This window comes from Shewanella sp. Isolate11, from assembly GCF_022398315.1.
Classification (GTDB): Bacteria; Pseudomonadota; Gammaproteobacteria; order Enterobacterales; family Shewanellaceae; genus Shewanella.
Genome location: NZ_JAKEVF010000004.1, coordinates 302,816 through 328,981, shown reverse-complemented (window position 1 = coordinate 328,981; position 26,166 = coordinate 302,816). Strand labels below are relative to the sequence as shown.

The window sequence follows — 26,166 nt, the reverse complement described above, 5'->3', positions numbered from 1 at the left end:
CTTTAGGAGTAGTTAAGCATTCGCCAATATATTATTGCGCCGTCCATGCCCCATCCATAGGTAAAGATGATCCAGTAATTCCTCTGGCAGCATGCCCACAAAGAAACAGTACAAATTCCCCAATTTGACGCGGGTCAAGCATTTCAGGCAGCGGTTGCTTGGCCGTCACTAACTGATATTTAGCCTGAGCGTAATCAATATTTTTATCGGCAGCGATATTCTCAATTTGTTTATTAATTAATGGGGTATCGACCCAACCAGGGCAGATAGCGTTAACCGTGATGCCCATCTCGGCACATTCAAGCGCAACCACTTTGGTTAAGCCAACAATGCCATGTTTAGCTGCACAGTAGGCCGACTTATTCACCGAGGCCACCAAGCCATGCACCGAAGCGATGTTGATAATCCGCCCCCAACTATTTTCAGCCATCGCAGGTACAACTTTCTTAATGGTATGGAATGCCGATGAAAGGTTAATAGCGATAATGTCGTTCCACTTTTCCTCGGGAAAATTGCTGACATCTTGAGTATGTTGAATACCAGCGTTATTCACCAAAATGTCGATATTGCCCAGCTTGGCAACCGCGGTATCCATAAACTGATAAATACTGCTGGCATCCCGTAGGTCGGCATTACTAAAACAGGTGTTAATTTTATATTGGCTGGCAAATTCAGCGGCGAGGGCTTGGCCCTCTACTTCGCTCATTAAACCATGCAACACTAAATGACAGCCTTGTTCAGCCAAGACATGGGCCGTCGCTAAGCCAATGCCACTGGTTGATCCTGTAATTAGGGCGACTCGGCCAGCAATCCCAGTATTCGCCCCTTTTGTATCCGTCACTTGTGACATGATGATTCCTCTTATTATTCTCTATGATGCATTTTCAGCACTGCTATTACTAAGAGATTAAAACAACTTGAGGCAAATTTATTTGGCACCTTAGTACCATAGGAGCGTTTGCTTTTTTGAGTAATAGTATCCAGTACTACTTTCAGCTTTCGTCAAAAGAGAGAAACTCATGTCTGGATTTAATAAAGTCGTCACTAGCTACGCAGAGGCATTAGCGGGGCTAGAAGATGGCATGACCGTCATCGCCGGTGGATTTGGCCTTTGTGGTATTCCCGAAAATTTGATCAACGAGATCAAACGTAAAGGCACTAAAGATCTAACTATGGTGTCTAACAACTGTGGTACCACAGAGCATGGTCTCGGGGTGCTGCTGTTCGACAAGCAGATCAAGAAAATGATCGCCTCTTACGTGGGTGAAAATGCCATTTTTGAAGCGCAGATGATGTCTGGCGAGTTGGAAGTTGAACTCACACCACAAGGCACTTTAGCAGAAAAAATGCGCGCTGCAGGTGCGGGGATCCCCGCTTTTTATACCGCGACAGGCTATGGCACTGACGTTGCAATCGGCAAAGAGTGTAAGCAGTATAATGGCCGAGACTACATCCTTGAAGAGTCTATTCAAGGTGACTTTGCCATCGTTAAAGCCTGGAAAGCTGACACTTTTGGAAATCTAATTTTTCGTAAAACCGCACGCAACTTTAATCCCTTAGCCGCCACAGCAGGAAAGATCACCGTGGTCGAAGTGGAAGAGATAGTCAAGCCCGGTGAACTGGATCCCGATGAGATCCACACCCCGGGAATCTACGTCGATAGGCTGATCCAAGGCACTTTCGAAAAACGCATCGAACAAGTCACCACTCGCCCATCAAGCAAGTAAATAGGATTTCAAATGGCACTTTCAAGAGAACAACTGGCGCAGCGTGTGGCGCAAGAAATTAAAGATGGTTATTACGTTAATCTAGGCATAGGTATTCCCACTTTAGTGGCCAACTATATTCCTGAAGGCATAGAAGTAATGTTGCAGTCGGAAAATGGATTATTAGGCATGGGGCAGTTCCCCACAGAAGATGAAATTGATGCCGACTTGATTAATGCAGGTAAACAGACGGTCACCATGATCACTGGCGCCGCGGTATTCGACTCTGCCGAATCCTTTGCCATGATCCGCGGCGGTCACGTAGATTTAACCGTACTTGGCGCCTTTGAGGTCGATACCCAAGGTAATATCGCCTCTTACATGATCCCAGGCAAATTAATCAAAGGAATGGGCGGCGCGATGGATCTGGTCGCCGGTGCAGACAATATTATTGTCACCATGACCCACGCATCAAAACATGGCGAGTCGAAACTGCTGAGCGAATGTAGCTTGCCGTTAACTGGTAAAGGCTGCATCAAGAAAGTGCTGACCGATTTAGCCTTAATCGAAATTAAGCAGGGTAAATTCCACCTACTGGAACGTGCTCCCGGTGTCAGTGTCGAGGAGATTATCAAGCTCACTGCAGGCGAACTCGTGGTGCCAAGCCATGTACCTGAAATGAGTTTTAACTAATAACTCAAACTAGTGCCCATAAATTAATGTAGGCACATCTGGGCGTGAAGGCAGCTCTCCCCTGCTTTCATGCCCACCCCCTCATACCAAGCTCTTGATACCCGATTCTTCATACTCAGCTGATTAGCAATAGGCTTAATAGCGAACGAGCCTCAATCCAAAGTAAAACCGACCTTAATTGTCACCTGCCAATGGGCTATGAGTCCGGCTTCAAGATGACCACGAGTTTCCACCACCTGAAACCAGCGCAGATGATGAAGCGACTGGCTCGCTTCGGCGATAGCATTCTTAATTGCCTCGTCAGAACTCACAGGTGAAGAGCCAACAAGTTCGATGATTTTATAAGTATGACTCATAGCGATTATCCCAATTAACATGAATAAGTTACTTGAGTATAGAAGCTTACAAAACCTTCGCTATCTCTGCCGAAAAAACAAAAAAGTCTGCAATATGCAGACTTTTGAAGGTTATAAAGAGTTTACAGCGCCTTGAGCAGCTGATTACGCATCGCCAATACTCGGCGCAGTACCAAACCTGGAGAATCAGGGTTACGAGTCTGACGCAGATTATGAGCAATCATAAACTCATCTTTTAACTCATCATCTAAGCCTAGCGCATCGAACGCTTCAAGAGTGAAAGTTTGCTTCTTATTATCAATCAAGTTCTTAATGATTGATAATGGGAAGGACTCTTCCGACTCGGCATTTAAATAGGCAAATGCAGTTAACGCAATGATCTCACCAAAAACGCTAAATAAGCCTAAGGTCTGCACTTCATCGGGGTTAATCTCGACCCCTTCCATATGATGTAAGCTATCTACGGCATCGGTGGCAATACTTTCAGTTAATGCCCAGTAACCAAACACCAATTTCTTATAGGGTTGAGGCAATTCATCGAGGCGCTCTTTAAGGTAAAAAGTGAAGGCGTAACGATAGATATTCACCTGGCCTAAACGTACCAAAGCATCTTTCAATGAACGATTTTTAGAAATTGTGGCCGTTGTGGCATTCACGGCCGCATTACTGCGCCACAACAAGTGAGCCGCTAAAGCAGGATCTGAAGAGACTATATCGATCACATTGCGAATGTCGCCGTCGGCGATAATGGCTTTCTTCAATGGAATAAGAATACCGCGTCGACCAATGACCTGTTCTTCATTGGCAATAATTGCACGTACTTGAGTAAATACTTGCTGCTCAAGATCTGTCATGAGAAGTAATTAACCTGATTTATTATTCTGGCAAGCCGCCATTTGTTATTTGAGAATTTACCCACAAAACGCCCGTCATGGTCAAGTCGATTTAGGCTAAAAGATAACTTTAACCCAAATATTTGCATAATGCGTCATGCACAGTGATTTATCCCATCGATCTTGGCTCATTTAGCGCCAGTTTTTCGCCGTTATACGTTTTGCTGGCACTACCAGCACATCATAAGTAACTTAAAGCGCGCCAGCCTGTTGTAAATGGCTCTGTATCTGCTCGGCCAGACGGCGATACCCTTGTTCGTTAAGATGCACCGAGTCAGATTTTAGCTCAGGGGATCCCAGTAGTTCTGTTAACGTGGCCTCAATCCAAGACAATTGATATTGCTCGGCTAAACGGGCATACAAGTCTGCGGGAGCCAGCCAAACACTTTTCTGTGGTACGGCTATCAACACCACGGCGATATCACGGGACTGTGCCTGCACTATCATGGTAGCCAAATTCGCTTCGGCTTGCTGCTCAGAAAGGTTACGTAAAAAGTCGTTACCACCTTCCAATAGCAACACAAGATCAGGATTAGCTTTATCCAACTCAGCCGCGAATCGCTTCGCGCCCTCGGCAGTGGTTTCTCCCGAAATGCCTGCGTTTACAACATTAAGCCCGGTAAGCTCGGCCAAGATAGTCGGATAATCATTACCACGACTTGCTCCAACGCCTTGGGTAAGACTATCGCCAAAAGCCAGAATCGTCGCATCGGCTGGCAACTTAGGTAACTCACAGGCTCGATTACCGAACCAGATCCAAGCCAAGAATCCCGCCACAACCAGCAGCAACAGATGTTTAAACTTCATTCATCACCCTAAATAACCTGGGCTCTGAATAAGCAGAGCCGTTGAATAGGCAGCTTTGTGTGCCTCTGTGCATTGCTCTGCCTAACCATAGCTCACTATGGTGTACGGCTGAGCGCCTTGATATGCACAACAAACTGCGCATTTAGTCAGAAAATAGACTTTCCTTTTTAAACTAATCCTTTATAACATTGAATTATATTGTTAAATTTAGATTTCCCGACACGCCTTATCTCGAGTTCAGATTAAGTAAAATGTTTTCAATTTCACCATCATCAAAACATAAAAAGCCAATCAGCAAAACCGATTGGCTTTAAAAACACACTTAAACAAAGCGTTGATTAAAAACGATAGCTCGCCGTCAAACGCCAGGCTCTACCGTCGCCCACATAATAGCCACTACCGTAACTGCTGTAATAGCCTGAGCTGGCATAAATTTCGTCAAACAGGTTATCGACACGTAAGCTGGCTAACCAAGCGCCGCGAGTATAGTTAACCGCAACATTGGTGAGAATATAGGATTCGAGTTGATCGCCCATATTGCTGTTATCGCCTTCCATATAACGAGAGCCGGTATAAACCCCTTCGGTAAATAGCTGAAAATGATCACTGATATCGAAGCTGACATAACCACGGCCACTGTTTTCAGCTACCCAAGAAAGCGCCTTACCTTCATTGGCGCCTTCGGTAAACTCGGCATCGATATAGTTATATTCCAGCCCCAATTGCAGCGCCTGAGTGATCTGCCAGTCCCAATCTAAATTCGCCCCGTAACGACGCGATGCATCGGCGTTGACATTAGCGCCGGGATAACTGCCACCGGTCGGTGTGGGGGCGCTGGAATCGAAGACAATTTCATCTTCTAAATCTAAACGATAAACACTGACGCGTAATGTGTGCGACGTGAGATTTAAATCCCAGCCCGCTTCATAGGAGCGACCCGTTTGAGGCGCTAGACCGAATACATTGGCTGGGGTGTAAGCCTGTTCATCGACCTTGGCAAAACGGAAGTTATCATCGGCGCGGATGTAAAAACGCTGTCCCGCCGTCGGACGATAATTGATACCTAACTCAAAGGCATGAGCTTCTTGCTCTAACTCATCACCAGCAGGATAAGCCTGCGAGTCAACCAAATCATCGCTGACTTTGGCATAGCGGCCACCAACGACATAAGTTAAATCCTTTGCCAGTGGGACAGTCGCCTGAACGTAAACACTGGCTTGTTTTTGCACATTACTACGGCCACTGCTGAACTCAGATTCACCACGACTTAAATCTAAGCCTGTGACCAAGTTAAGCTCACCATTTCTAGTATTAAATTTGGCAATGGCTTTAGGGTTAAACTCTAATAACGAACGAGTATCGTCACGATTGGAACCCCAACTATTCAAACCGGTGATCAGCGTATCGGAATAATTTAAATCGGCACTCAATGCCCATTGCCGGTTAAGTTGATGCTTCACTCCCATACGCGCAGCGGTGGTCATCTCATGAAAATAACTATCGAACGCCGCGGCAGACTGGCGTGGATCTGCGTTAAATTGATCTAAGGTTAGCGCATTCGCCAGCTCTCTGTGATTATCGTAATAGCTGCTCTCAACAAAGAATTCACTGCCATCATCACGATATTGCACCCGACCTAAAATCGATGAGGTTTCATTGGCATTATGCTCTCGATAATTGTCACCTTGGTTGTAACTCATGGCGCCGTAGACATTCCAATGCGCGTTAATCGCGCCAGAAACATCGGCTTTAGCTTCATAAGTGTCGAAACTACCGCCCGAAAGTTGCACGCTTCCACCAGTACTGTTGGGTGCTTTCGTGATGATATTAATCACTCCGCCTACCGCTTGATCGCCATAGAGCACACCTGCACTCCCCGATAGAATCTCAACGCGCTCCACCTGATTAAGCGGAATAGCACTAATACTCGGAGCAGCAATATCGATATTATTCAGGCGACGGCCATCGAGTAAAATCAGCGTATTATTCGCGGCTTGGCTAGCGTTAAAGCCACGCATGGAAAATACCGCACCTGAATTACTATTTGAAATTTGAATACCACTTTGTCCACGTAACACTTCGGTCAATGTGGTTGCACCGCTGAGTTCGATAGCGGCTGCATCGATAATATTGACATTAGCCGCCACATTTAATGCAGAGCTTTGCGCACGGCCAATCACAGTGATCACTTCATCGGTTTGGACTGAGGTTGCTTCGCGGGGCTGTATTGCTTCGACTGCCAAGGCAGAACTCGAAACCACAGCGGTATTGAAAGAGAGTATCGCCCCGATAATCATGGCGATATTGCTTGGTTGTGTTCCCATTTACCTTTAACTCCTAAAAGGAAAACAGGGCAAGAAAGGTCACGATATTCTATCCATAAAGCACACAAACGCTAAGAGGTAAATCTCAAAGAATGCGTCCAAAAGAGCTAAATCCTGAATGCTCTCGTTACTGAAAAAATACCGCATTTCGAGATCTGCCCACCGAAATCTCAAAATCATCTAAAGGGCCGGTCTCCGGACTTAGGATAGGTATTCATCAAGATAAATACGACAAGCAAGGATTTTTATAACGCCCGCTCTATTCACACAAAGCTTAGCGCATCCCACTTTCACCTTTCACCGTTGCGGGGGCAGTGCCAGATTTTCACAGGCTTCCCGATTATCTCGACCTCATTGATTGAGGTTACGAGCACCACTGAAGATTGACTTAATTGTGTCTATGCCGACAGCATTGAATATCTAATTACTCAAATTGCGAGTCAGCAAGGACGGCATTATAGACATCTATACGTTTAAATGTCTAATTGATATTCCCCAAACACAAAAAACAAATGCGACCACGTCCTTGTGGTAACTAGGAAATTTATTGCTTATAAACTTGGCCATTTTTCATCACAAAACCCACATCCAGCAGCGCACTAATATCCTCTAACGGACTGATATCGGTGGCGATAATATCGGCGTATTTACCCACTTCTAAACTGCCTAAGCTGTCAGACATGTCGATCAATTCGGCGCCATTGATGGTCGCCGAGATCAGAATATCTTTATTACTCATACCTGCCTGATGCATCAGCACCGCTTCTCGTGCATTAATACCATGAGCCGATACACCGCTGTCGGTACCGTAGGCAATTTTGACCCCTGCCTTATAGGCTCGAGCGAAATTATCCATCATATCGCCACCGACTCTTTTCGCCTTAGCCTTGATCGCCTCAGACATAAAATCGGCATTATTTGCCATGTTCACCACAGTATCGCCAGCTAGCAGAGTCGGCACTAAGAAGGCATTATTTTTCTTAAATAACTTGATGCTCTCTTTATCGGCGTAACTACCATGTTCAATACTGTCGACACCCGCTCGCAGCGCGGCATTAATCCCTTCGGTAGCATGGGCATGACTGGCGACTCTGCGCCCCAGAGCATGTGCGGTGTCGACAATCTCTTTAATCTCATCGTCGGCCATCTGCTGTCCCGTGCCGGTATTAGTATCCGATAGCACCCCTCCGGTAGAGGTAATCTTAATCACATCGGCACCAAACTTAATCGCTCGTCGTGTGGCTCTGCGGCAATCATAAGGGCCGTCACAGATGGTTTTAGTGGTCAATTTATCCAGAAGATCTGGGCTCATACCATCCACATCACCATGACCGCCCGTGACAGAAACACCTCCTGATGCGATGATGCGCGGCCCATCTATCCACCCCTTATTGATGCCATCTCGCAGGGCATAAATCTGCTCAGGTTTTGCGCCTAAATCCCTCACGGTAGTGAAGCCTGCTAACAGGGTCTTTTTAGCAAAATAAGCGCTTTGCATAGCAACATCAGCATCTGACATTCTCAGCTTTTCACTGTCATTTTTGGGCCCTATTTCACCTTGTAAATGCACATGCATATCCATCAGACCCGGCATGACAAAACGGTTTTTCAAGTCGATATAAACCACATTGTCACCGAAGGATTCGGCGGCGATAAAGCCTGAGCGTATTTGGCTTATCTTGCCATCTTCAATCACTAAGGTTTGCGCTTTGAGTGGTTCGCCAGCAGGATTAGCTAATAGAGTTCCGGCATGGATCACGCTCACATTTGCCAATGCACCTTGGCTCACCAAGGCTGTCATCAAGCTAGTCAGTAACCATTTATTATTGTTTTTCATCGAGTTTCCTTAAAAAGTCCATTGCCTTAACGCATTAAGCTAACCTGCCAAATTACCATTACAAACACAAGTCGTACTTATGGACTACTGAGCAATCAAGATTCATGGTGAACCAGAACCAAGGTTTGCTCCGGTAAGGAAGATCGTGTAAACAATAACTTATCTATAATCATGACACAGAAATCTTGTCCAATAGGCCAGCATGAGTTCAACTACACCCTCGCCCCGTACCCTTAAAGTTCCATTAGTTAATGTCTACGCCAAAGGCGGCTACAGCGCTCAACTGAGGTTCGGTGCCCAGAAGCAGCCACTCAACCTGATCTTGGATACTGGCAGCAGTACTTTAGTGGTTTCTGGCAGTGATTATGTCGAAGAAAATGACAGTGCCTTAACGCCCACCAGCTTCGCGCAGGAAGTCTTATATGGCATTGGCGGTTGGGATGGCCCAGTGGTTTACACCCGAGTCGGTATTCGTGAAGATGAGATAGATTTCGACATTCATGACGCCCATGTTCCTTATGCTCACAACCCCATAGTATTAGCTCAATGTCCTGTGGCCGTAGTGTCATCTTTGCAACAGGAAACCAGCTTCGCCGACGCCGATGGCATATTGGGCCTAGCCTACCACTCACTTAATAAGGCTTATGATCTCAAAGATTACTTCAATCATTACGGCATAGTTCCAGCGCTCACCTATCCCTGGCCGTTCGATGAAGAGATACATCTTTGCAGCCAGCATTTTTCACCCATTATCAGCGACGAGGGCCAGCACCTCGTAGGCGATAACACCACTCTCGATGAGCACAATTGGCATCAACAGAGCGAAGGCAGTTTTAATAGTGATGATTTAAGACAATTTAAGCGCTTTCTCAAACGCCAACCGACAAGCGATTTGTCGCCCTATTTTAACGCACTTACTCAGCAAGGACTGACCCAGAATAAGTTTGCCTTTTACGGCCAACGTTCAAGTATTCACGTGGCCAGCCATGAAGTCATCACCGCAAACAGTGCCAACGAGTTTGCCTTTCTCGGACAAGACCCACTCAATCAAGGCTGGCTTATTTTAGGTGGTGGAGAGGAACATACCGAGCTATATCAGGGAGAATTTAAGACCATTTGCGTCACTGAGAACAAATATTACAACGTTCATCTCATTGGATTAGCCATTGGTGATAACCCTATGATTGAAAGTCAGCTCACGCAGTCACTGCAATCGACCCCGTCACCCCAAGATGTCGAATCCTTAGCTCAGAGCAATCAGCATACACATGGCGTAACCATCAACAGCAAGATGCGAGGCCAAAGCAACGCCATTGTCGATACAGGTGCCTCGGCCATCGTACTGACCGAATATCTATTTGAGCAGATGAAAGTTCAACTTAAAGCGATAAACCCTCAATTTATTGACCTTATTGATCCATTCGGCGAGATTGCTTTTCAGCAACAAGGAATTGATATGAGCCAGTTACAACTACAAGACTGGCCGGATCTGCATTTCATTTTTGTAGGCCAAGCCAATGCAGTCGATAACCAAGCCGAACAGATATGCCTCACGGTTACAGCAGAACATTACTGGCAGATCAACAGCCCTGCGCCGGAGAAAGCCTGCTTTAAAATCCTATCGCAGCTACCGGGCTGGCCCGATCAATCGATACTAGGTTTACCATTAATGAGTGGCTATTACGTGATTTTTGATCGCTCTGCCTATCAAAAAGGCATCATACGATTTGCGCAACAAAAACGCGCACCCACTCTGGAAACTTATTAATGAAAGGCACTGATTGTAGAACGTTACAAATGACATCCGTCAGCTCCCCCATGGGATTTAATACGCAGCGACTAAAGATGCGTCCTATCTGTGATGCAGATAAACAGCTATATAGGCAGTTGTATTGTGACCCTAAGGTGATGCGAAATATCTCCGCCCCTTTATCTCAACAGCAGGCAGATAAAGCATTTGCAACTTATCTTGAAGCCATGACACCTTACCAACATCAAGCGTCCTCTCAAACCAAATATATGAGCTGGACGATTGTCGAGACACTCAGTCAGCAACCTATAGGAATACAAGGACTCACTTGGCACACCCATGACAAAACAATAGCTGAAATCGGTATTATGTTATTACCTAAAGCTAATGGGAAAGGTTATCCCGAAGAAGCAATGGGCGCGTTACTCGAATATGGATTTCAACAGCTAAAACTGAGTCGCATCTATGCTCATTTCGCCAGTACAAATCTGGCAACCAAACGATTTGTAAAAAAACTCGGATTTATTTTTGAACCACTTGGGCAACATCCCCCCTTAAACAAGAAGACCAGCCAAAAGTGCTATATCGAACTACCTCACTATTTAACCTGAACTCGGGATAACGAGTGTCGAAAAATCTAAATTTAACAAGCTAATTCAATTAGCTATAAAGGATGAGTTCGAAAAGGAAAGTCTATTTTCTGACTGAATACGCAGATTTTTGAGCATATCAAGGCGCTCTGTCGTACACCATAGCGAGCTATGGTTAGGCAGAGCAACGCAGAGAGGCACGCAAAGATGCCTATTCAGCGGCTCTGCTTATCCAGAGCTCAGGTTATTTAACAAAAACATGTTAGCTCACAAGGCATTAATTATCGGTTTAAAATATCACGCAACGCTGTTATCTTAACCTCCACTTAACAAATATAAAGTTTGAGAAACAAAGCATGGCAGGAAGCTTAGCTTGCGTTGGCATAGGTATGACCTTAGGCGCTCATATCAGCCCATTAGCTCGCAGCTATATAGAACAAGCAGATATTGTCTTTTCTGGCGTATCCAATGGCATTGTCGAGCTGTGGCTACGTGAGATGCACAATGATGTTCGATCGCTGCAAATCTATTATAGCGAGGGCAAGTCACGTCACATCACCTACCGTGAAATGGTTGAAGCTATCCTGACAGAAGTTAGACAAGGAAAGAAAGTGGTCGGCGCCTTCTATGGTCACCCTGGCGTTTTTGCCCATGCCCCCCATAAATCTATCGAACTAGCCCAAGCAGAAGGCTTCGAGGCAGTCATGGTGCCAGGGATCTCCGCCGAAGATTGCCTGATTGCCGACTTAGGCATCGACCCAGGACAATTTGGTTGTCAGCAGTTTGAAACCAGCCAATTTATGTTTTATCAGCGCCGTTTCGACCCTTCCTGCTATCTTATCCTGTGGCAAATTGGCTTAGCCGGCGATAAAACCATGACCAGATTCAGTACGGGTAAGGCTCATCGACAACTGCTTATCGAATTACTGGCCGAAACTTATCCATTAAATCATCAAGTAATTCTCTATGAAGCCGCTGTTTTACCCATAGATAAGGTTCGCAAGCAGAAATTGAAATTGTCGGAACTAGCCGATGCCGAAATATTCATGCATACCACGCTGGTGATTCCCCCAAGTGAAAAGATGCAACCCAACCAATTGCTGTTGGAAAAGCTGGCAAAACTAGAGGCTAAGCACCATTTGGCAGAGTCTGTGATAGCTTAATCACTCAACATAAAAGGAACGAAAATGTCGAACATCATTCAATTACTAGAACGCATGGGTCAAGATGCTGAATTGCAAACACAAGCGAATCTTGAGCAGGCAATTACTGAGGCAAAGCTATCAGAAACTTTAAAGGCCTCACTACTTAACCGTGATGACATTAGCCTAAAACGCGAGCTAGATATTTGTCCCGATGTTGTGGCCTTCTTATTGCCTGCCGAAGATGAACAAGATCCAAAAGACGAGCCACAAAATGATGATCCCGAACAAGATAAGGCTGTTAATCAATAGAAGAATACATTCATATTTATGAAGTTAAATATTGTAATCATTAGTTTTTTGTTACTCTTCCTCGGCCAGTCCATGGCCGAAGAAGTCAATGTCGACTCGATTTTGGTGCAAGCAGAACAGGTAAAAAGCAGTGATCCAAAGCTCTTTTCTCAATTACTAGATTCTTTACAACAACAGACGCTAGATAAACAACAATCTCACTACTTAAAATACCTACAAGCCTATGAGCTAACCTATAAAGGTAAAGGTACGGAAAGTATTAAAGTTTTCAATGATATTATCACTTCTGATGCCAACGAAAAATTAAAGTTCAAGGCCAATCAAACCTTAATCAATATTTATGCGATTTCTCAAAACTGGAACCTTGGGCTATTACACTTATCCAAAAACTTCGAATTACTCGACGAAATTAATGATCCTGAACTAGTTCAAAATGGATTAGCCATTGCCGCTATTTTTTATAATCAGCTTGAACAATATGAGTTAGGCTTAATCTACGCTGACAAATTAAAATCAACAGCAAATTCTTCACGCAACACCTGTCTAGCCAATGGCTTAGCTATCGAAGCCCAACTCGGTTTAGGTCAACTTCAGCTCGACTCACCCACTCTACAATCGGCAATAGAAAGCTGTAGTAACGAAGTGATCATGCAAAGTTTTATTCACTCATATATTGCTACCAGACACTTAAGAGATGGCAACATAAACAAAGTATTCGAACAGTTATCACCTCAACTCTCTATCATTGAAAGCACCCGTTATCCCAGACTAATCGTCGAAGTCTATGCCACACTGGCGCAAAGTTACTTTCTACAAAACGAAACCAACAAAGCTTCTACCTTTGCCAATAAAGTCATAAATTTAGCCAGTGGCTTAGGGAATACTCAAGCCCTTGTTAGTGCCTATCAAGTGCTCTATAAAATTGCTGAAGCACAAAATAACTATCAAGCTGCACTAGACTACCACATCAAATACGCCCAGGCCGACAAGGCCTATCTTGACGATATCAAGACCAAGCACTTAGCCTTCCAGCTCGCCGAGCACCAAGCGGCCGAGCAGAAGAGTCGTATTGCGCTGCTAGACAGGCAAAACAATCTACTGATCACCGAACAAAAACTGGCGAATACCCAAGCGGAAAATACCCGTCTGTTTATCTCGTTACTCATAGCCATCATCACCCTGCTTGGCTTTTGGGCTTATAAGTCTTGGATCATTCAGAAACGCCTAAAACAATTGGCAGAATACGATTCGCTGACCCATGTTCTTAACCGTGGCCATTTTACTCAAGTCGCCCAAAGCGCGTTAACCTATTGCGAGAATACTCGGGTCAATATGAGCTATATCTTGTTTGATTTAGATTTTTTTAAACAGATAAACGATCAGTATGGTCATGCCTGCGGTGATTGGGTACTTAAGAAGGTGGCTAAGGCTTGTGAGGCTCAAGGGCGTAAAAATGATATTTTCGCTCGCATTGGTGGTGAAGAGTTTTGTATCGCTTTACCTGGCGCAGACCTTAATAGCGCGCTGAAAGTGGTTGAAAATTGTCGTAACGCCATTGCCCTGTTAGATTCCCGTGAAACGGGTCATGAATTTAAAGTCACTGCCAGTTTCGGCGTCACTGACACTAAGCTATCGGGTTATAAACTCGAGCGGCTGATCAACGATGCCGATCACGCCATGTATCAATCTAAACACACTGGCCGCGATAAAGTATCTATCTTTAATCCAAAAGATCCCAGCGCTATCCAATCTAGTTCGCAATCATTACTTGCGCTGTAATGTTAAGCGGTGCAAAACCATTTGCACCGCTTTGTTCATTCAAGCCTGAAATGGCTCTGAGCCAAAACCCGAGTTTGAGTTTGAGTTTGAGTTTGAGTTTGAGTTTGAGTTTGAGTTTGAGTTTGAGTTTGAGTTTGAGTTTGCCAAATTCATAATCCTACGGCTTTAATCAACAAAATGTGCGAGAGCGCAAAGCTTAAACCCGTAAAGCCTTTTATATACCTCGCAAGAGAACCTATAATAAACAATCATTAAGCTATTGTTATCACTAGACCTAGACAAAACCTACGTCTGTAAACCATTTTCAATTGGAATGAACTCGTGCTCAAAAAACTCTTCGCCATGCAAAGCTCCACCCAGATGATTGTCGCCATGTTAGTTGGCTTAGTTTTTGGGCTTTTTTTCGGTGAGTCAGTCGGCTGGCTAAGCACCATAGGTAATGGCGTGATCCTGTTAATGCAGATGACAGTATTACCCTATATTCTGGTGTCGTTAGTGGGCGGTATCGGTAAACTTAAGCGCAGCACCGCGAGCCTGATCTTTAGTCGTGCTGGCGCAATCATGTTGATACTCTGGCTCGTGGCTTTAGCCATTATATTACTGATGCCATTGTCGTTTCCTTTCGTCGAAACCGCCTCATTTTTCAGTACCAGCATTATTGAACCAGCGGCGCCAATCGACTACTTCAAACTCTATATTCCATCTAATCCATTCGAATCGATGGCGGCAGGTTATGTGCCAGCCATGGTGATTTTTAGCATCGCAATGGGTTTGGCCCTAATTGGCATGGAAGGCGAGCACAAACAGCAAATTATCACCTTTATGCATACCTGCAGCGAGATTTTTTCCAAGATCACTCAAGCACTAGTTAAAGTATTGCCTATCGGTATTTTTGCTATGTCAGCTTCGGCTGCAGGCACTATGGGAGTAGACGAGTTTGCTAGTATGCAAGTCTATCTCATCAGCTATTTCGCACTGTGTTTATTACTGACTTTTTGGGTATTGCCTTGGATCATTGCCTCACTCACCCCAGTGACTTTTGCTCAGGCGCTACGGATCTCAAAATCTAGCCTAGTCACTGCCTTTGCAACCGGTAACATCTTTATTGTGATCCCAGTGATCATCGACGAATGTAAACAGATCATGCGTGAGCATGATAACCTCAGCGACGATGCCGAAACCTTAATTGAAATCTTGGTACCTATCGCCTTTACCTTCCCCAATATTGGTAAGCTGACGGTAATTCTATTTGTATTATTCGCCGGATGGTTTAATGGTACTCCCATCGAGGTCAGCGAACTCACCTCCCTATCTATCAGTGGTTTATTGTCACTATTTGGCAGTGTATATGTGGCGATTCCATTTATGCTGGACTTGGCACATTTACCTCAAGATTTATTCCAATTGTTTGTCATGTCAGGCTTTATCACAGGAAAATTCAACTCAATTACCGCAGTAATGAACCTGTTTGCCTTAACCTTACTTACCGTTGCTTTGTTCCAAAAATCGCTACAATATCGCCCACCGCAATTGATTAAGTTATCGACTGGCGTTGTGGCAGGGGTGGCGATTATTCTTATTACTTGCCGAATAGGTATGGGAGTGTTTATTCACAGTCCTGAAGTTACCAGTGGCGTGATCGCCAATATGCACGTGGTCGATGATGTACCTACCGTGGTAAAACGCCAGTTCCCCGTTTTAGGTGAAACCCCAAGCTCTCCTATTGCTGATGTCGAAACCATACGTCGTCGCGGCGTACTCAAGGTGGGCTACATTCCCAGTAACGTTCCTTTTAGTTATTACAACAATGCCGCTGAACTAGTCGGTTTCGACAGCGCTATGGCGAGCAAATTAGCCAACGATCTCGGAGTAAAAGTAGAATTTATTCCATTTAGGAAATCCCAACTCGCCGCCTCGCTTAAAGCAGGCTTTTTCGATATCGCGATGTCAGGGCTTGGGATGGATATAGATCAGATGGACAAACTCAGTTATGTCGATCCTGTACTTGAGCTCAATCTTGGCGTTGCCACTAAAGACTACAAGGTCAATAGTTTTAAACGCGACCAAAGCATTCTGGCGATGAAAAATACCACTATTGCCTATGTCGAACATGGTGATTTAATCGAAGAAGCCAAGGCCTATTACACCAACCTTAAGTTTGTTCAAATTGGCGGCTATAAAGACTTCTTTAGACAGAAAGGCGACAAATATGATGCGGTAGTGATCAGTGCCGAGGCAGGCTCTGCATGGACACTGTTCTTCCCCCAATACGGTATTGCTATATTGGAAAATAAGGTGCAATACCCAGTCGCCTATGCCGTTGCACAAGATAATCAATCGCTACTTAATTATGTCAATAACTGGCAGAAATTGCGTAAAGTCGATGGTCATCAACAGAAACTGTATAACTACTGGATGTTGGGGCTAGGTGCGACTGAAGAGCAGCCTCGCTGGTCGATTATCCGTGACGTATTGCATTGGGTCGATTAACAAGTTCAAGCGAGCGATAGCATTATTGCCGACCGTTCGCTTCGCCTAAGGGCTCGAAATAATCAAGCAGTCGCTGCATATTCCAGGTTCGAAGGCATGGTATTTATCATGTCATGGTCGCTTAAGTTAGCTTCAGATAACGAGTAATTGACCAATTCTAACTCGCTAGTCAGGGGCAATCAGTGCTTCCCCCTGCAATCCCCCTCAACACCTCATTCTTAAAGATATAAAAAAGCACCTGCGTCACTGGGTAACGCAGGTGCTTTTCAGCTCCAAGTCGCCACAATTAGCGATTTAAAGTTTCACATCCACCTCGTTTGAACAAGTACCAGTATCGTATTCACATACTTTATAGGTAAATGTTGCTTTACCTTTAGTAGAGAATGAATCGCGGTAGTCGCCATCATTGTATATCGCGTCAACACGTTGATTGTTGCGATAAATATGAATGATCTCACTCGCTGTACCTGTCCATGAAAGATCAACATACTTGCTACCACGTTGCTTGCCAGTGATTACTGATAAGGTAAACTCAGGCGCTTCCGCGACTGGACAACCGTTAGCAGCAATGTAGTCATAAGCCGCTTTCGCTTTAACAATGCCATACCCGAAGTAAACATCGTGACCAGCATCACCACTATCTTCTGCAGTCATACGCAAGGCATTACGTATACCTTCACCACTACATTCGGGGTAATGTGACCATACTAATGCCGCTAAGCCTGATACTGCAGGCGTTGCCATTGAGGTACCATTCATATAGCCATAGTCGCTGTCACCCACAATGACGGTTGCCACATTGGCATTGATTAGCGCATCGCGATCTGCTAAATCAGCGCCAACCACTGGAATAGCGATGTTGGCATAGTTGTCACCTAAAGTACCATAAAGCATGCCGTCAACGTTGTTGATGACGATAGCACCGATACCGCCTGAGGCTTGACAGTTTGATGCTTTATCGTAAAAAGCAATTTCACCACGGTCGATAACACAAATCTGTCCGTTCGCGCCTGAATCTACCGCGTTGCCCAATCCCATATGATAGGTGTTACCAGTTGCTATGCCTTTAATTTCCATGCCTGATGCAGCATAAGCAACATCGTCAGCATTAATATCAGCAAATGCTGCCGCTTGTGCCGGATACGTTGATAAGGTATTTACGCCACCCGCAGTGACTTCAACACAACGGCTTTCATCCATGCTGTTGCCTTTACCACAATCGGGGAATTGTGAGAAATCAGCAATGTTATTGTCGGCATCGTTGGCACCAACCATCATGACTGACGGGTAACCAGCTGGGAAGCTACGGACATTACTACCATTATTACCCGCAGCAGCGACGACTAACCCACCAGCGGCAACGAAGTTTTCCATGGCATAGGATTCGGTATTGCTTGGCGAACCACCACCTAAGCTCATATTGATGATATTAGCGCCGGCATCACTACATAATTGTGTTGCCTGTGCTAAATCTGAAGAATACCCCCAGCCATCGGCGTTAAATACCTTGATAATGTGCATATCAATACCGGGGGCCATACCAATCACACCTGTGTCATTATCTGCTGCACCAATCGTCCCTGCTACGTGAGTACCATGTGCACCACCCGCTTCATCCCAATTGCCTGTCCCTGAGTCGTTATCACCTGTGATACCTACCCAGTTAAAGTCGGTATTTGAGCGATCTAAACCCGAGTCAATCACACAGACTTTCATGCCTCCTTGATAAGCAAGTTGATCAGCTTGTGATTGGTAATAGGCATAAGGGGTAACTTGAGTTCTATTTGGGTTACCTACATCATCATTGTACAGTGCCATTGGCTTACGAACGGCATCTTCTTCTACTAATTTTACGTGTGGGTTATTCAATAACCCTTTCACTTGCGCTAAATCTTTACCAGCAAATGTTGCCGCAATAAACCCGTCAGCATCAACATGAACTTCACCACCGATTTTTTTTGCTAACGCCTTAACAATACCTTTGCTGTTGTTTTCTACTTGGATGATATAACGGTCATCCGCCGCTTGTGCTGCAAATGCTGACGCGATTGATAATGCCAGTGCAGATGCTTTTAATCCTGAAATTTTCATTTGATTATCCTTGTTATTCTTATATTGCGCTGTTTGTTTGCTTTCAGCACAGAATGATTTTTTGATTAAGGAATGAGATGATGCAGACTGAGGTATTCCTCAGCCTGCAAATACGATTATTGAGGCACAATTGGACGATCGGCTTGACATAAGCCAACTTCAGCACCTTGAGCTAAGTGACTATCCATACCACCAGGGAAACCGGTCAATTTAGATTTACCATTATGACAAACCCAAACTTGATCAAGTTTTACCATAGCACCGCCATAACTCGTTGCAGATACACCTTGACCGACGATAATTTTACCACTACCAGAAATGTCGGCGGGGTAGAAGTCGGTGTCCAGAGAGGTCATCACACCTTGATGCTGTAAAAACTCATTCAGGTCGCGCATGCCGATACTTTCACGCCAGATAAACGGTATGATGCCTGTGAAGAAAGTACCGGCTCGACCAACTACCGTTGTACCGTCATCAGAAATCGCCACACCTTCAGCTGGCATACCGCCATCACATAACCATGCATCAGCTGGGCATGGCATATTACCTAATAGTTTAGTGCCTGTTGTCGGGCTCCAAATATAGGCTTGAGTGTAATCTTTTTGGATATGAATCGAACCATCCCAGCTGATATCTTCACCCAAAGGTTCACCACCTGCTTGACCACCTGTAGCTGCCATACCGTTTTGGCTGACATCATTGGCCGAACCTATCCAGCCGTTATAGGTATCAGTACCCATTAATTGATATTCACCATTTACCCATGCAGCACCAATCCAACTTAAGTCGCTATCTAAATGACCAACTACCGTTGTACCATCACCTGAAATTGCGTTAGCACGAGCACCGCGGACATTACAGTAACCGTATGGGGTATAGGTAGTCCAAGTGCTATCCCACTCACCGCCACAATCATCAGCGATAGGGTCGCCTTCAAATATTTTTTCAGGGCGCGCTAATACTTGCCAGCTTGGATTTTTTTGCTTGTTGTCTAAAAGCACCGCGTTATAGTTACTACAACTATCGCCATAGGCTAAACCAACCACTTTGTTCGCCATAGCATCAGTGTCAAAAGTAGAGACAACAATGCCACCACAACCTTGGTCATTCGGTAAGTCAAAGAAACTCCAGCCAGTAAACTCATCCCAATAACCCGGCTTATTGATACCACCATCCCAAGAGTTCACCTCTCGCTCTTTGGTACCAACAAATTTTTGGCCATTTTCTGACAAAGCAACACTGCTTGATTCATTAACTCTAAAGCCATTTTTGCTGTCCCAAATCCATGAAGTCCCTGTCGAAGCGACACCAGCCAGTGTTTTACCGTTTTTCGAAACGGTATCAACTGAAGGCGCAGGAATAGTCACGAATAGCGGTGCTCTATCTATGCCATTAAAGGTAATGGAAGCGTCTTTAACGGTTCCTGCTTCTGCGATGATTGGTGTGTAAGCACATGGGTCGTCTTGCGCCGCATTGCCACTTTCGCCGTTACCATTAAAGTACTCGGCAATACTTGGTAGTACCGCTGGAGTGGTCGGGTAACCACCAGAAACAATCTGCTCAACGTATACAACATATTCTTCTCCCGGCGTTAAACCATTAATGGTAAAGCTGCCGTCTGGGCCTATCATGCCTTGCGTCTGGTCGCCAGACATTGCTGACACGGCGTCATTGTATGGATTGTTAATGTTTCGGGCGATGACGTTAACGCCGCTAATTTCAGTGCTACCATCTGTTAGTAAAATTTTACCAGAGATAGTACCGAACTCTGCTTTATAATGCGGTGCAGGGTAGATATTAGACAATGCTACTTTATCATCGGTAATATCGATCGTGCCTTGCACGTCACCTGAAAAACCAGGATTTATGAACGGGTACATAGTTTCGATACGGCCAATGTTAATTACCCATTGCTCATAGGTATCACCATTAGGGTAATCTACCGCTGTACTGTCAAAGGCTGTCGAACATCGACCAGGTGCACCGTCTCGGTTATTCATTACCTTACGGCCATTGGTTTGTGAATGCGATAAGTTTATGGCGTGCCCAAATTCGTGGGTAAACACACCTAAAGTGTGATCCATTGACTCTTTAGCGTTCGCTTCTGGGTCTGCTTCATAAGATATTGGTGAGGCAAGTACGCTCATCACTGCCCAACTTTCGGTAATAATGCCATTTTCGTCAGCAATTTCGGGCGATGCAATACCTAACACGCCTGACGGCGCACCTAAATATTCCGTGATAATCGTCGCGTCGGCATCGTATAAAATGTGAATACCACCGCCATTATCCGCGCCAATGATAGTATGCGCATTTGAGCCGGTAATATCTGTGGCAATAGAGCCTTTAATTTCTGCTTGGAAATTTGAGGTATCAACATTGCTCCATTCTGCAACGGCTTTTGCTGAAACTTCATTGGCTTGTTCATTGGTTAAACAACCCGCACCATACCAAGAAGGTAAAGCAGGGTTACATAATTCGCCTTGGTCGGTATAAACCGGTACTGGATGAGATACGTCATATTTGTAGGGTTGACCTGGCTTTAATAAATAAAGTGGGCCTGCGGCCAGTGCCGAGTTAGCATAAATACCAGCAAGTACAGCTAGTGATAGTGCGCCTTTAATCATGTTTTTATTATTTTTCATTGCGCATTACTCCATTTTCAATCCAACCTTCTGCAACAGCACGCTCAACTAATTGCGTTAACGCTTGTGAATTAAATTTAGCGCTAGTACCCGCGATCATTGCTTGCTGTTCTGGCGTTAAATTAGCAGCAGAAACAGATAACTTTTCAAATAAACCTTTGTTTTCATATGAATTTGTTAATTGGCCATTAACATAAGAGAGTTTACCTTGACTTAAACCAGCGGTTGTTTGTAAGCCGGTCATACTGGCAGGTTTGTGCAAGAACAACATAACTCTCTCGCCTTTTCCGTAAGTCGACCAACCCTGTGGAGTGGTCATTAACAAGGTTTTACCGTTGCTTAATTTGCGTGGCTTGATTAAACCAAACTGTTTAAACGTGATAGTTTCACCTTGTTGATCGTCGAATTTTTTACCATTTTTCTTGCCTTTAATCTTGCGACCAACACTCATAGTCACTTCGGTGTATGGCAGGTTGTTAGCGTCAAAACCATCAGTCACATTGGTGATGACTCCAGCAACAATTTGCTCACTACTTTCTATAAGTTGCACTAAATTTTGTCGTTCAATTTGTGCGGCAGAACTGCTGAAATGAGTAAGTGAGAGTATTATCGCCGAACATGCAATCATGACTGATTTGCATTTTCGACTGTACCAACTAGGGAGGTCGCGCGTTTTTATGTTCATATTTATTCTCTCTTATTGTTATTTTTGCGCCTGATCGGAGCACGCTTAAAATGAGCAATTGTCCAGATGACGTCTTTGAGTCTATGACACAAAATTTGCTTCTTATATAGAACAATTACCCCACGTGAGTAGGACAAATGACCTAGAAAATGGATAGAAGTGCTCGATAGATACTGTCTAACTAGATAAAGTGAAATGAAATTATGAGGCATTATTGTGGCGTCAAATACACATCGCATCAGCCATGTATTTACAGAGCTGAGTTTTTATTGAAGCAGTGTGTTACTTCGATGTTAGGGGGGAAGCGATTAAGGTGAATCCTTGAGTTTACGACTGCAAAACAGACTATAGGCAACATTTAAAATCATGTTCGCTCTTATAAAAAAAACGTCACAAGCAAAATGGCACGCTAGTATTAGCAAAGGCAGGCATTAACCGGCCATAACACGCTAAAAACGGATGACAAATAGAGTGATTAAGGTGTTTGCTGACTCAAAGCTTCCCCTAGCGGCTCAAAGTAATTCAATAATTGCTGCAATATCTGCTGCTGATGTTTAAGGTCGGGATAGCCCCCGGCCTTTGCTAATGATGAGCCCTGTATATCATCGGCTAAATAGGCATTATCAATCTCTGGATGCGCCTCGATACAGGCCTCGAATGCCCGAGCCATCAGTTCGGTTGGCTTAGCAAAATAGTAATTTCCCTGCTGCTTATCCAGCGCCACCGCCCGAGCGACATAATCATGGCTGTCCAAACCATCTTGGCTCAGCATAGTGGTGTGAAATAGCTGTTCTAACCTTTGATTAAGTGGATGAGATATGGCGCTCACCTCACTAAGCCAGCAGCTACTCGCAAACGCAGTGCCGCGGTTACTCTCGGTTCTCAACTGATACGCCTTGGGCGCAATATAATGATCAAACGCATGCCAAAATTCATGGGCTAACGCTCCTGCACCGGCATTTTTAGCCAAGGCCAATTCACGATGAGCAGGCATGTAGTGCGCCTGCACACCAGGTTGTCCACCGCTACCAAAAGCCAGATTTAAGGTTTGCCTCAGTCCAATCGCCTGGGGAGGCAACTTTAAGATATAAGCCAAGTCGGCCAAACCATCGAAGATTAAGTTAGCCGCTTTATGTTTCTCTTCATCATCGACCCAACTTCCCAAGCGGATATGATTAAGCCCAAAAACCTGCTTGATGTCATTAAAACTGACTTGCTCACCGCGGCGAAAATCGGGACCTCGGCGGGTAAAATGTCGTCGCTTTAGCACTTAAATCCCCAGATAAAACCATGAGGCGCTATCATAGCAAACAGACGCGGTTAACAAGGATAAAAACAAACAGCCGCCCAAATGGACGGCTGTTATACACTCATTAATGGGTATTAATTAGCAATTTTCAACTCGCTGTTTTGAACAGTCTGAACTTGCTCAGACTGGGCTCGCCCCGTTTGTTCGATAAGCCTCATATCAAAGTCGAATTCATCGACACGAATTGCACGCTCACGCTTGATGTTGTAATCCTGCAACTGCTGATGCTCACTCTCGCTGATAACCTGAGCCACTAACGCATTGTCTAAGGTCTGAGCAAAACGCACTCCGGCACTAAATCGACGAGACTTAAGCCCTTTCTTCACTTTTGCTAACAGAGGCAAACAGGTGATTTTCGCTAAGTAGGCTTGTTGATTAATATCATGACCATCACCAGCAACCGGTTTCACCAAATGAGTAATTTGCTTCTTAAACTCGGTATTAAGCTGTGCCTGATGCGCCAATTCTCGCACCAAGTCATCATTAACCTTCTTCATTTTCGGTGAGTAAGTTACCGTGATCAGCTTCATTAACTGACGAGTGGCGGGCGACGGGAAGTTATCTAGGAAATCCAACAAGGCTTTCTCGGCATTGCCTAGCGCCCAGCGTGTCGCATAATGGAAATAGGCTACGGCCTCACTGCGCTGTTGCTCGGCGACTTTCTGTTCATAGTAACGAATAGAAGCCATTGCGGCGTACAGGTAGCTCATCACATCACCCAGTCGCGCCGATAACATCTCCGCCTGTTTAAGCTTGCCACCTAATACCAACAATGAGAAATCGGCATAAACCGCCAGTTTTGAGGCTAATTTATTTACCGCTTTTTCATATTCTGCTACTTCACTTAGAGGCGATGTCGCACCGGCAGTGAAAGGCAATAAACCTAAACGGAAGGCTCGTAAGCTGTTACCCACGCTATAACCTATGGTTTGACGTAAGATACGGTTAAAGGTTTTGTCCGCCGACTTATCATCGCTATGAATTGATTCCACCATGCTTTGTAGATGTGGGTGGCAGCGCATTACCCCTTGACCAAAAATCATCAAGTTACGGGTCAGAATATTGGCTCCTTCAACGGTGATCGCTATAGGTTGCGCGATAAATGCCGAGGCCAGGGTATTTTGTGGACCACGCTGAATCGCCTTACCAGCCTGAATATCCATTGCCGAATTAAGTACATCTCGACCTAATTCCGTCATATGGTATTTAGCGATGGCAGTTACCACTGAAGGTTTTAATCCAAGTCCTAACCCCTCAGTCGTCAGTACTCGCATTGCCTCTTGTAAATAGGTTTTTCCAGCGATATCGGCCAGCTTTTCTTGGATACCTTCAAACTTGCCAATGGCCAAGCCAAATTGCTCACGCACCGCGGCGTACTCCGCCGATGACTTAAATGAGGCTTGGCTAACAGAAACCCCAAGTGCGGGCAGAGAGATCCCCCGCCCCGCCCCTAAGCAAGCCACCAACATCTGCCAACCACGGCCGATATTCTGTTGGCCACCAATAATGAATTCCATCGGAATAAATACGTTTTCGCCACGGGTAGTACCGTTATAGAAACGGCATCCCATAGGGTCATGACGATTACCGAGTTCGACGCCAACATGAGACTTAGGGATAAGCGCACAAGTGATACCAAGCTGCTTCTTATCGCCCAACAAACCTTGTGGATCTTCCACCTTAAAGGCCAGTCCCAACACAGTCGCTATCGGAGCGAGTGTAATATAGCGTTTGTCCCAAGTGACGTTCAAACCTAATACTTGCTGACCCTGATACTCTCCCATGGTGACGGTGCCGATATCTGGAATACCGCCGGCATCTGAGCCCGCTTCAGGGCTGGTTAGTGCAAAACAGGGGATCTCTTGTCCATGGGCTAAACGGGGTAACCAATAATCACGCTGCTGATCGGTACCATAATGCATTAACAACTCGCCGGGGCCTAAAGAGTTAGGCACCATTACCGTTACCGCCAATGCAGAACTCTTTGCCGCAATAGTCGCCACTATGGTGGAGTTGGCATAAGGGCTAAATTCATGTCCGCCATAAACTTTAGGAATGATCAGTGAGAAGAATTTATTGTCTTTAAGAAAATTAAGTAGCTCATCAGGAAGATGAATACTATCTTGCAATGCAAAATCATCCACCATTTCGATAAGTTGTTGCACCGGGCCATCGAGGAAAGCTTTTTCTTCAGCAGATAAGCTAGCGACAGGTATCGCTCTTAGGGCATCAAAATCAGGACGTCCCTGATAAATTGAACCTTCAAGCCAAACATCACCCGCATCCAACGCTTCCTGTTCCGTGGTAGAGATACTCGGTAAAACTTTTTTTAATTTTGTTCTTAAACTCATCTTCTGACTCGGCTAGCAATAACTGTTAACGCATTACGTCACAAAATAAGAATTAGATCAAACATTCTAACCACAAAAAATGAATAAAATTCATACAGAAAAAATAAAAGTAAAAATAAAACCAATTAAATTCAATCAATTAACCAACAAAAAATACACTAAAAAATTTAAACACCCGTTTTATATAAACGTTTAACACATCACTGTATAAATCAACAAAATTTGGTTAAATAACCACTAAAATTATCGGACTTTTTTAAAGCGACAACACTATTTCATTTTTGCAAAAATAGACTGCTATATTTACTAAATTAACACTACTCATTATATGGATATGCGCTTAAATTATCGCCACGCATAATGCCTGTTTAATGGGGTAGCGATATCGACTGAAGCGGTAAAATCA

At 44.7% G+C, this 26,166-nt stretch carries 19 protein-coding genes and 1 riboswitch; of the genes, 8 read left to right on the top strand and 11 right to left on the bottom strand.

Annotated elements, in window-relative coordinates; translation table 11 throughout:
* Positions 1-31: 31 nt before the first annotated feature.
* Entirely contained in the window at positions 32-850 is an 819-nt protein-coding gene (locus L1D21_RS12340) for a 3-hydroxybutyrate dehydrogenase (protein ID WP_239845562.1), read from the bottom strand.
* Between the two features lie 169 nt (positions 851-1,019).
* Between L1D21_RS12340 and L1D21_RS12335 the strand changes: the two genes are divergently transcribed.
* Positions 1,020-1,727 (top strand): CoA transferase subunit A, encoded by a 708-nt coding sequence (locus L1D21_RS12335; protein WP_239845561.1) that lies wholly within the window; start codon positions 1,020-1,022, stop codon positions 1,725-1,727.
* A gap of 12 nt (positions 1,728-1,739) precedes the next feature.
* A complete protein-coding gene (locus tag L1D21_RS12330) occupies positions 1,740-2,399 on the top strand; it encodes a 3-oxoacid CoA-transferase subunit B (RefSeq protein ID WP_239845560.1) in 660 nt (219 codons plus the stop codon).
* A gap of 152 nt (positions 2,400-2,551) precedes the next feature.
* Here the strand turns inward: L1D21_RS12330 and L1D21_RS12325 are convergent, their stop codons facing one another.
* From L1D21_RS12325 to L1D21_RS12305, 5 genes are all read right to left on the bottom strand, one after another.
* Complete coding sequence (locus L1D21_RS12325; RefSeq protein WP_239845559.1) at positions 2,552-2,755, bottom strand: dodecin; 204 nt, start codon at positions 2,753-2,755, stop codon at positions 2,552-2,554.
* A 122-nt stretch (positions 2,756-2,877) separates the two neighbouring features.
* Complete coding sequence (locus L1D21_RS12320) at positions 2,878-3,609, bottom strand: HDOD domain-containing protein (RefSeq protein ID WP_239845558.1); 732 nt, start codon at positions 3,607-3,609, stop codon at positions 2,878-2,880.
* A 231-nt stretch (positions 3,610-3,840) separates the two neighbouring features.
* Complete coding sequence (locus tag L1D21_RS12315) at positions 3,841-4,455, bottom strand: GDSL-type esterase/lipase family protein (RefSeq protein WP_239845557.1); 615 nt, start codon at positions 4,453-4,455, stop codon at positions 3,841-3,843.
* A 338-nt stretch (positions 4,456-4,793) separates the two neighbouring features.
* A complete protein-coding gene (locus L1D21_RS12310; RefSeq protein ID WP_239845556.1) occupies positions 4,794-6,779 on the bottom strand; it encodes a TonB-dependent receptor in 1,986 nt (661 codons plus the stop codon).
* A gap of 168 nt (positions 6,780-6,947) precedes the next feature.
* Positions 6,948-7,172, bottom strand: a riboswitch (cobalamin riboswitch).
* 151 nt (positions 7,173-7,323) lie between these two features.
* The gene (locus L1D21_RS12305; protein WP_239845555.1) at positions 7,324-8,616 is read right to left on the bottom strand and encodes an amidohydrolase family protein; all 1,293 of its coding nucleotides are present in this window, start codon (positions 8,614-8,616) and stop codon (positions 7,324-7,326) included.
* A 202-nt stretch (positions 8,617-8,818) separates the two neighbouring features.
* Between L1D21_RS12305 and L1D21_RS12300 the strand changes: the two genes are divergently transcribed.
* The 6 genes from L1D21_RS12300 (at position 8,819) to L1D21_RS12275 (ending at position 16,679) form a co-directional block, all read left to right on the top strand.
* Positions 8,819-10,384: a pepsin-like aspartyl protease gene (locus tag L1D21_RS12300; RefSeq protein ID WP_239845554.1), complete on the top strand. Its 1,566-nt coding sequence runs from the start codon at positions 8,819-8,821 to the stop codon at positions 10,382-10,384.
* A gap of 29 nt (positions 10,385-10,413) precedes the next feature.
* Complete coding sequence (locus L1D21_RS12295; RefSeq protein ID WP_239845553.1) at positions 10,414-10,977, top strand: GNAT family N-acetyltransferase; 564 nt, start codon at positions 10,414-10,416, stop codon at positions 10,975-10,977.
* Positions 10,978-11,312: 335 nt separating this feature from the next.
* Positions 11,313-12,119: an SAM-dependent methyltransferase gene (locus L1D21_RS12290; RefSeq protein WP_239845552.1), complete on the top strand. Its 807-nt coding sequence runs from the start codon at positions 11,313-11,315 to the stop codon at positions 12,117-12,119.
* Positions 12,120-12,143: 24 nt separating this feature from the next.
* Positions 12,144-12,410 carry a hypothetical protein gene (locus tag L1D21_RS12285; RefSeq protein ID WP_239845551.1) on the top strand — a complete coding sequence of 89 codons (267 nt, stop codon included), beginning with the start codon at positions 12,144-12,146 and terminating at the stop codon, positions 12,408-12,410.
* An 18-nt stretch (positions 12,411-12,428) separates the two neighbouring features.
* Positions 12,429-14,189 (top strand): GGDEF domain-containing protein, encoded by a 1,761-nt coding sequence (locus tag L1D21_RS12280; RefSeq protein ID WP_239845550.1) that lies wholly within the window; start codon positions 12,429-12,431, stop codon positions 14,187-14,189.
* Between the two features lie 321 nt (positions 14,190-14,510).
* On the top strand, positions 14,511-16,679 hold the full coding sequence (locus tag L1D21_RS12275) for a cation:dicarboxylase symporter family transporter (RefSeq protein ID WP_239845549.1): 2,169 nt from the start codon (positions 14,511-14,513) through the stop codon (positions 16,677-16,679).
* 294 nt (positions 16,680-16,973) lie between these two features.
* Here the strand turns inward: L1D21_RS12275 and L1D21_RS12270 are convergent, their stop codons facing one another.
* The 5 genes from L1D21_RS12270 to L1D21_RS12250 form a co-directional block, all read right to left on the bottom strand.
* Complete coding sequence (locus L1D21_RS12270) at positions 16,974-18,770, bottom strand: S8 family serine peptidase (protein WP_239845548.1); 1,797 nt, start codon at positions 18,768-18,770, stop codon at positions 16,974-16,976.
* Positions 18,771-18,886: 116 nt separating this feature from the next.
* Positions 18,887-21,415, bottom strand: coding sequence for a carboxypeptidase-like regulatory domain-containing protein (locus L1D21_RS12265; protein ID WP_239845547.1), 2,529 nt, complete (start codon positions 21,413-21,415; stop codon positions 18,887-18,889).
* Positions 21,405-22,100 carry a hypothetical protein gene (locus L1D21_RS12260; RefSeq protein WP_239845546.1) on the bottom strand — a complete coding sequence of 232 codons (696 nt, stop codon included), beginning with the start codon at positions 22,098-22,100 and terminating at the stop codon, positions 21,405-21,407. The genes L1D21_RS12265 and L1D21_RS12260 overlap by 11 nt, the downstream gene beginning before the upstream one ends.
* A 475-nt stretch (positions 22,101-22,575) precedes the next feature.
* On the bottom strand, positions 22,576-23,370 hold the full coding sequence (locus tag L1D21_RS12255) for a CLCA_X family protein (protein ID WP_239845545.1): 795 nt from the start codon (positions 23,368-23,370) through the stop codon (positions 22,576-22,578).
* Between the two features lie 113 nt (positions 23,371-23,483).
* Entirely contained in the window at positions 23,484-25,760 is a 2,277-nt protein-coding gene (locus tag L1D21_RS12250) for an acyl-CoA dehydrogenase (protein ID WP_239845544.1), read from the bottom strand.
* Positions 25,761-26,166: the final 406 nt, after the last annotated feature.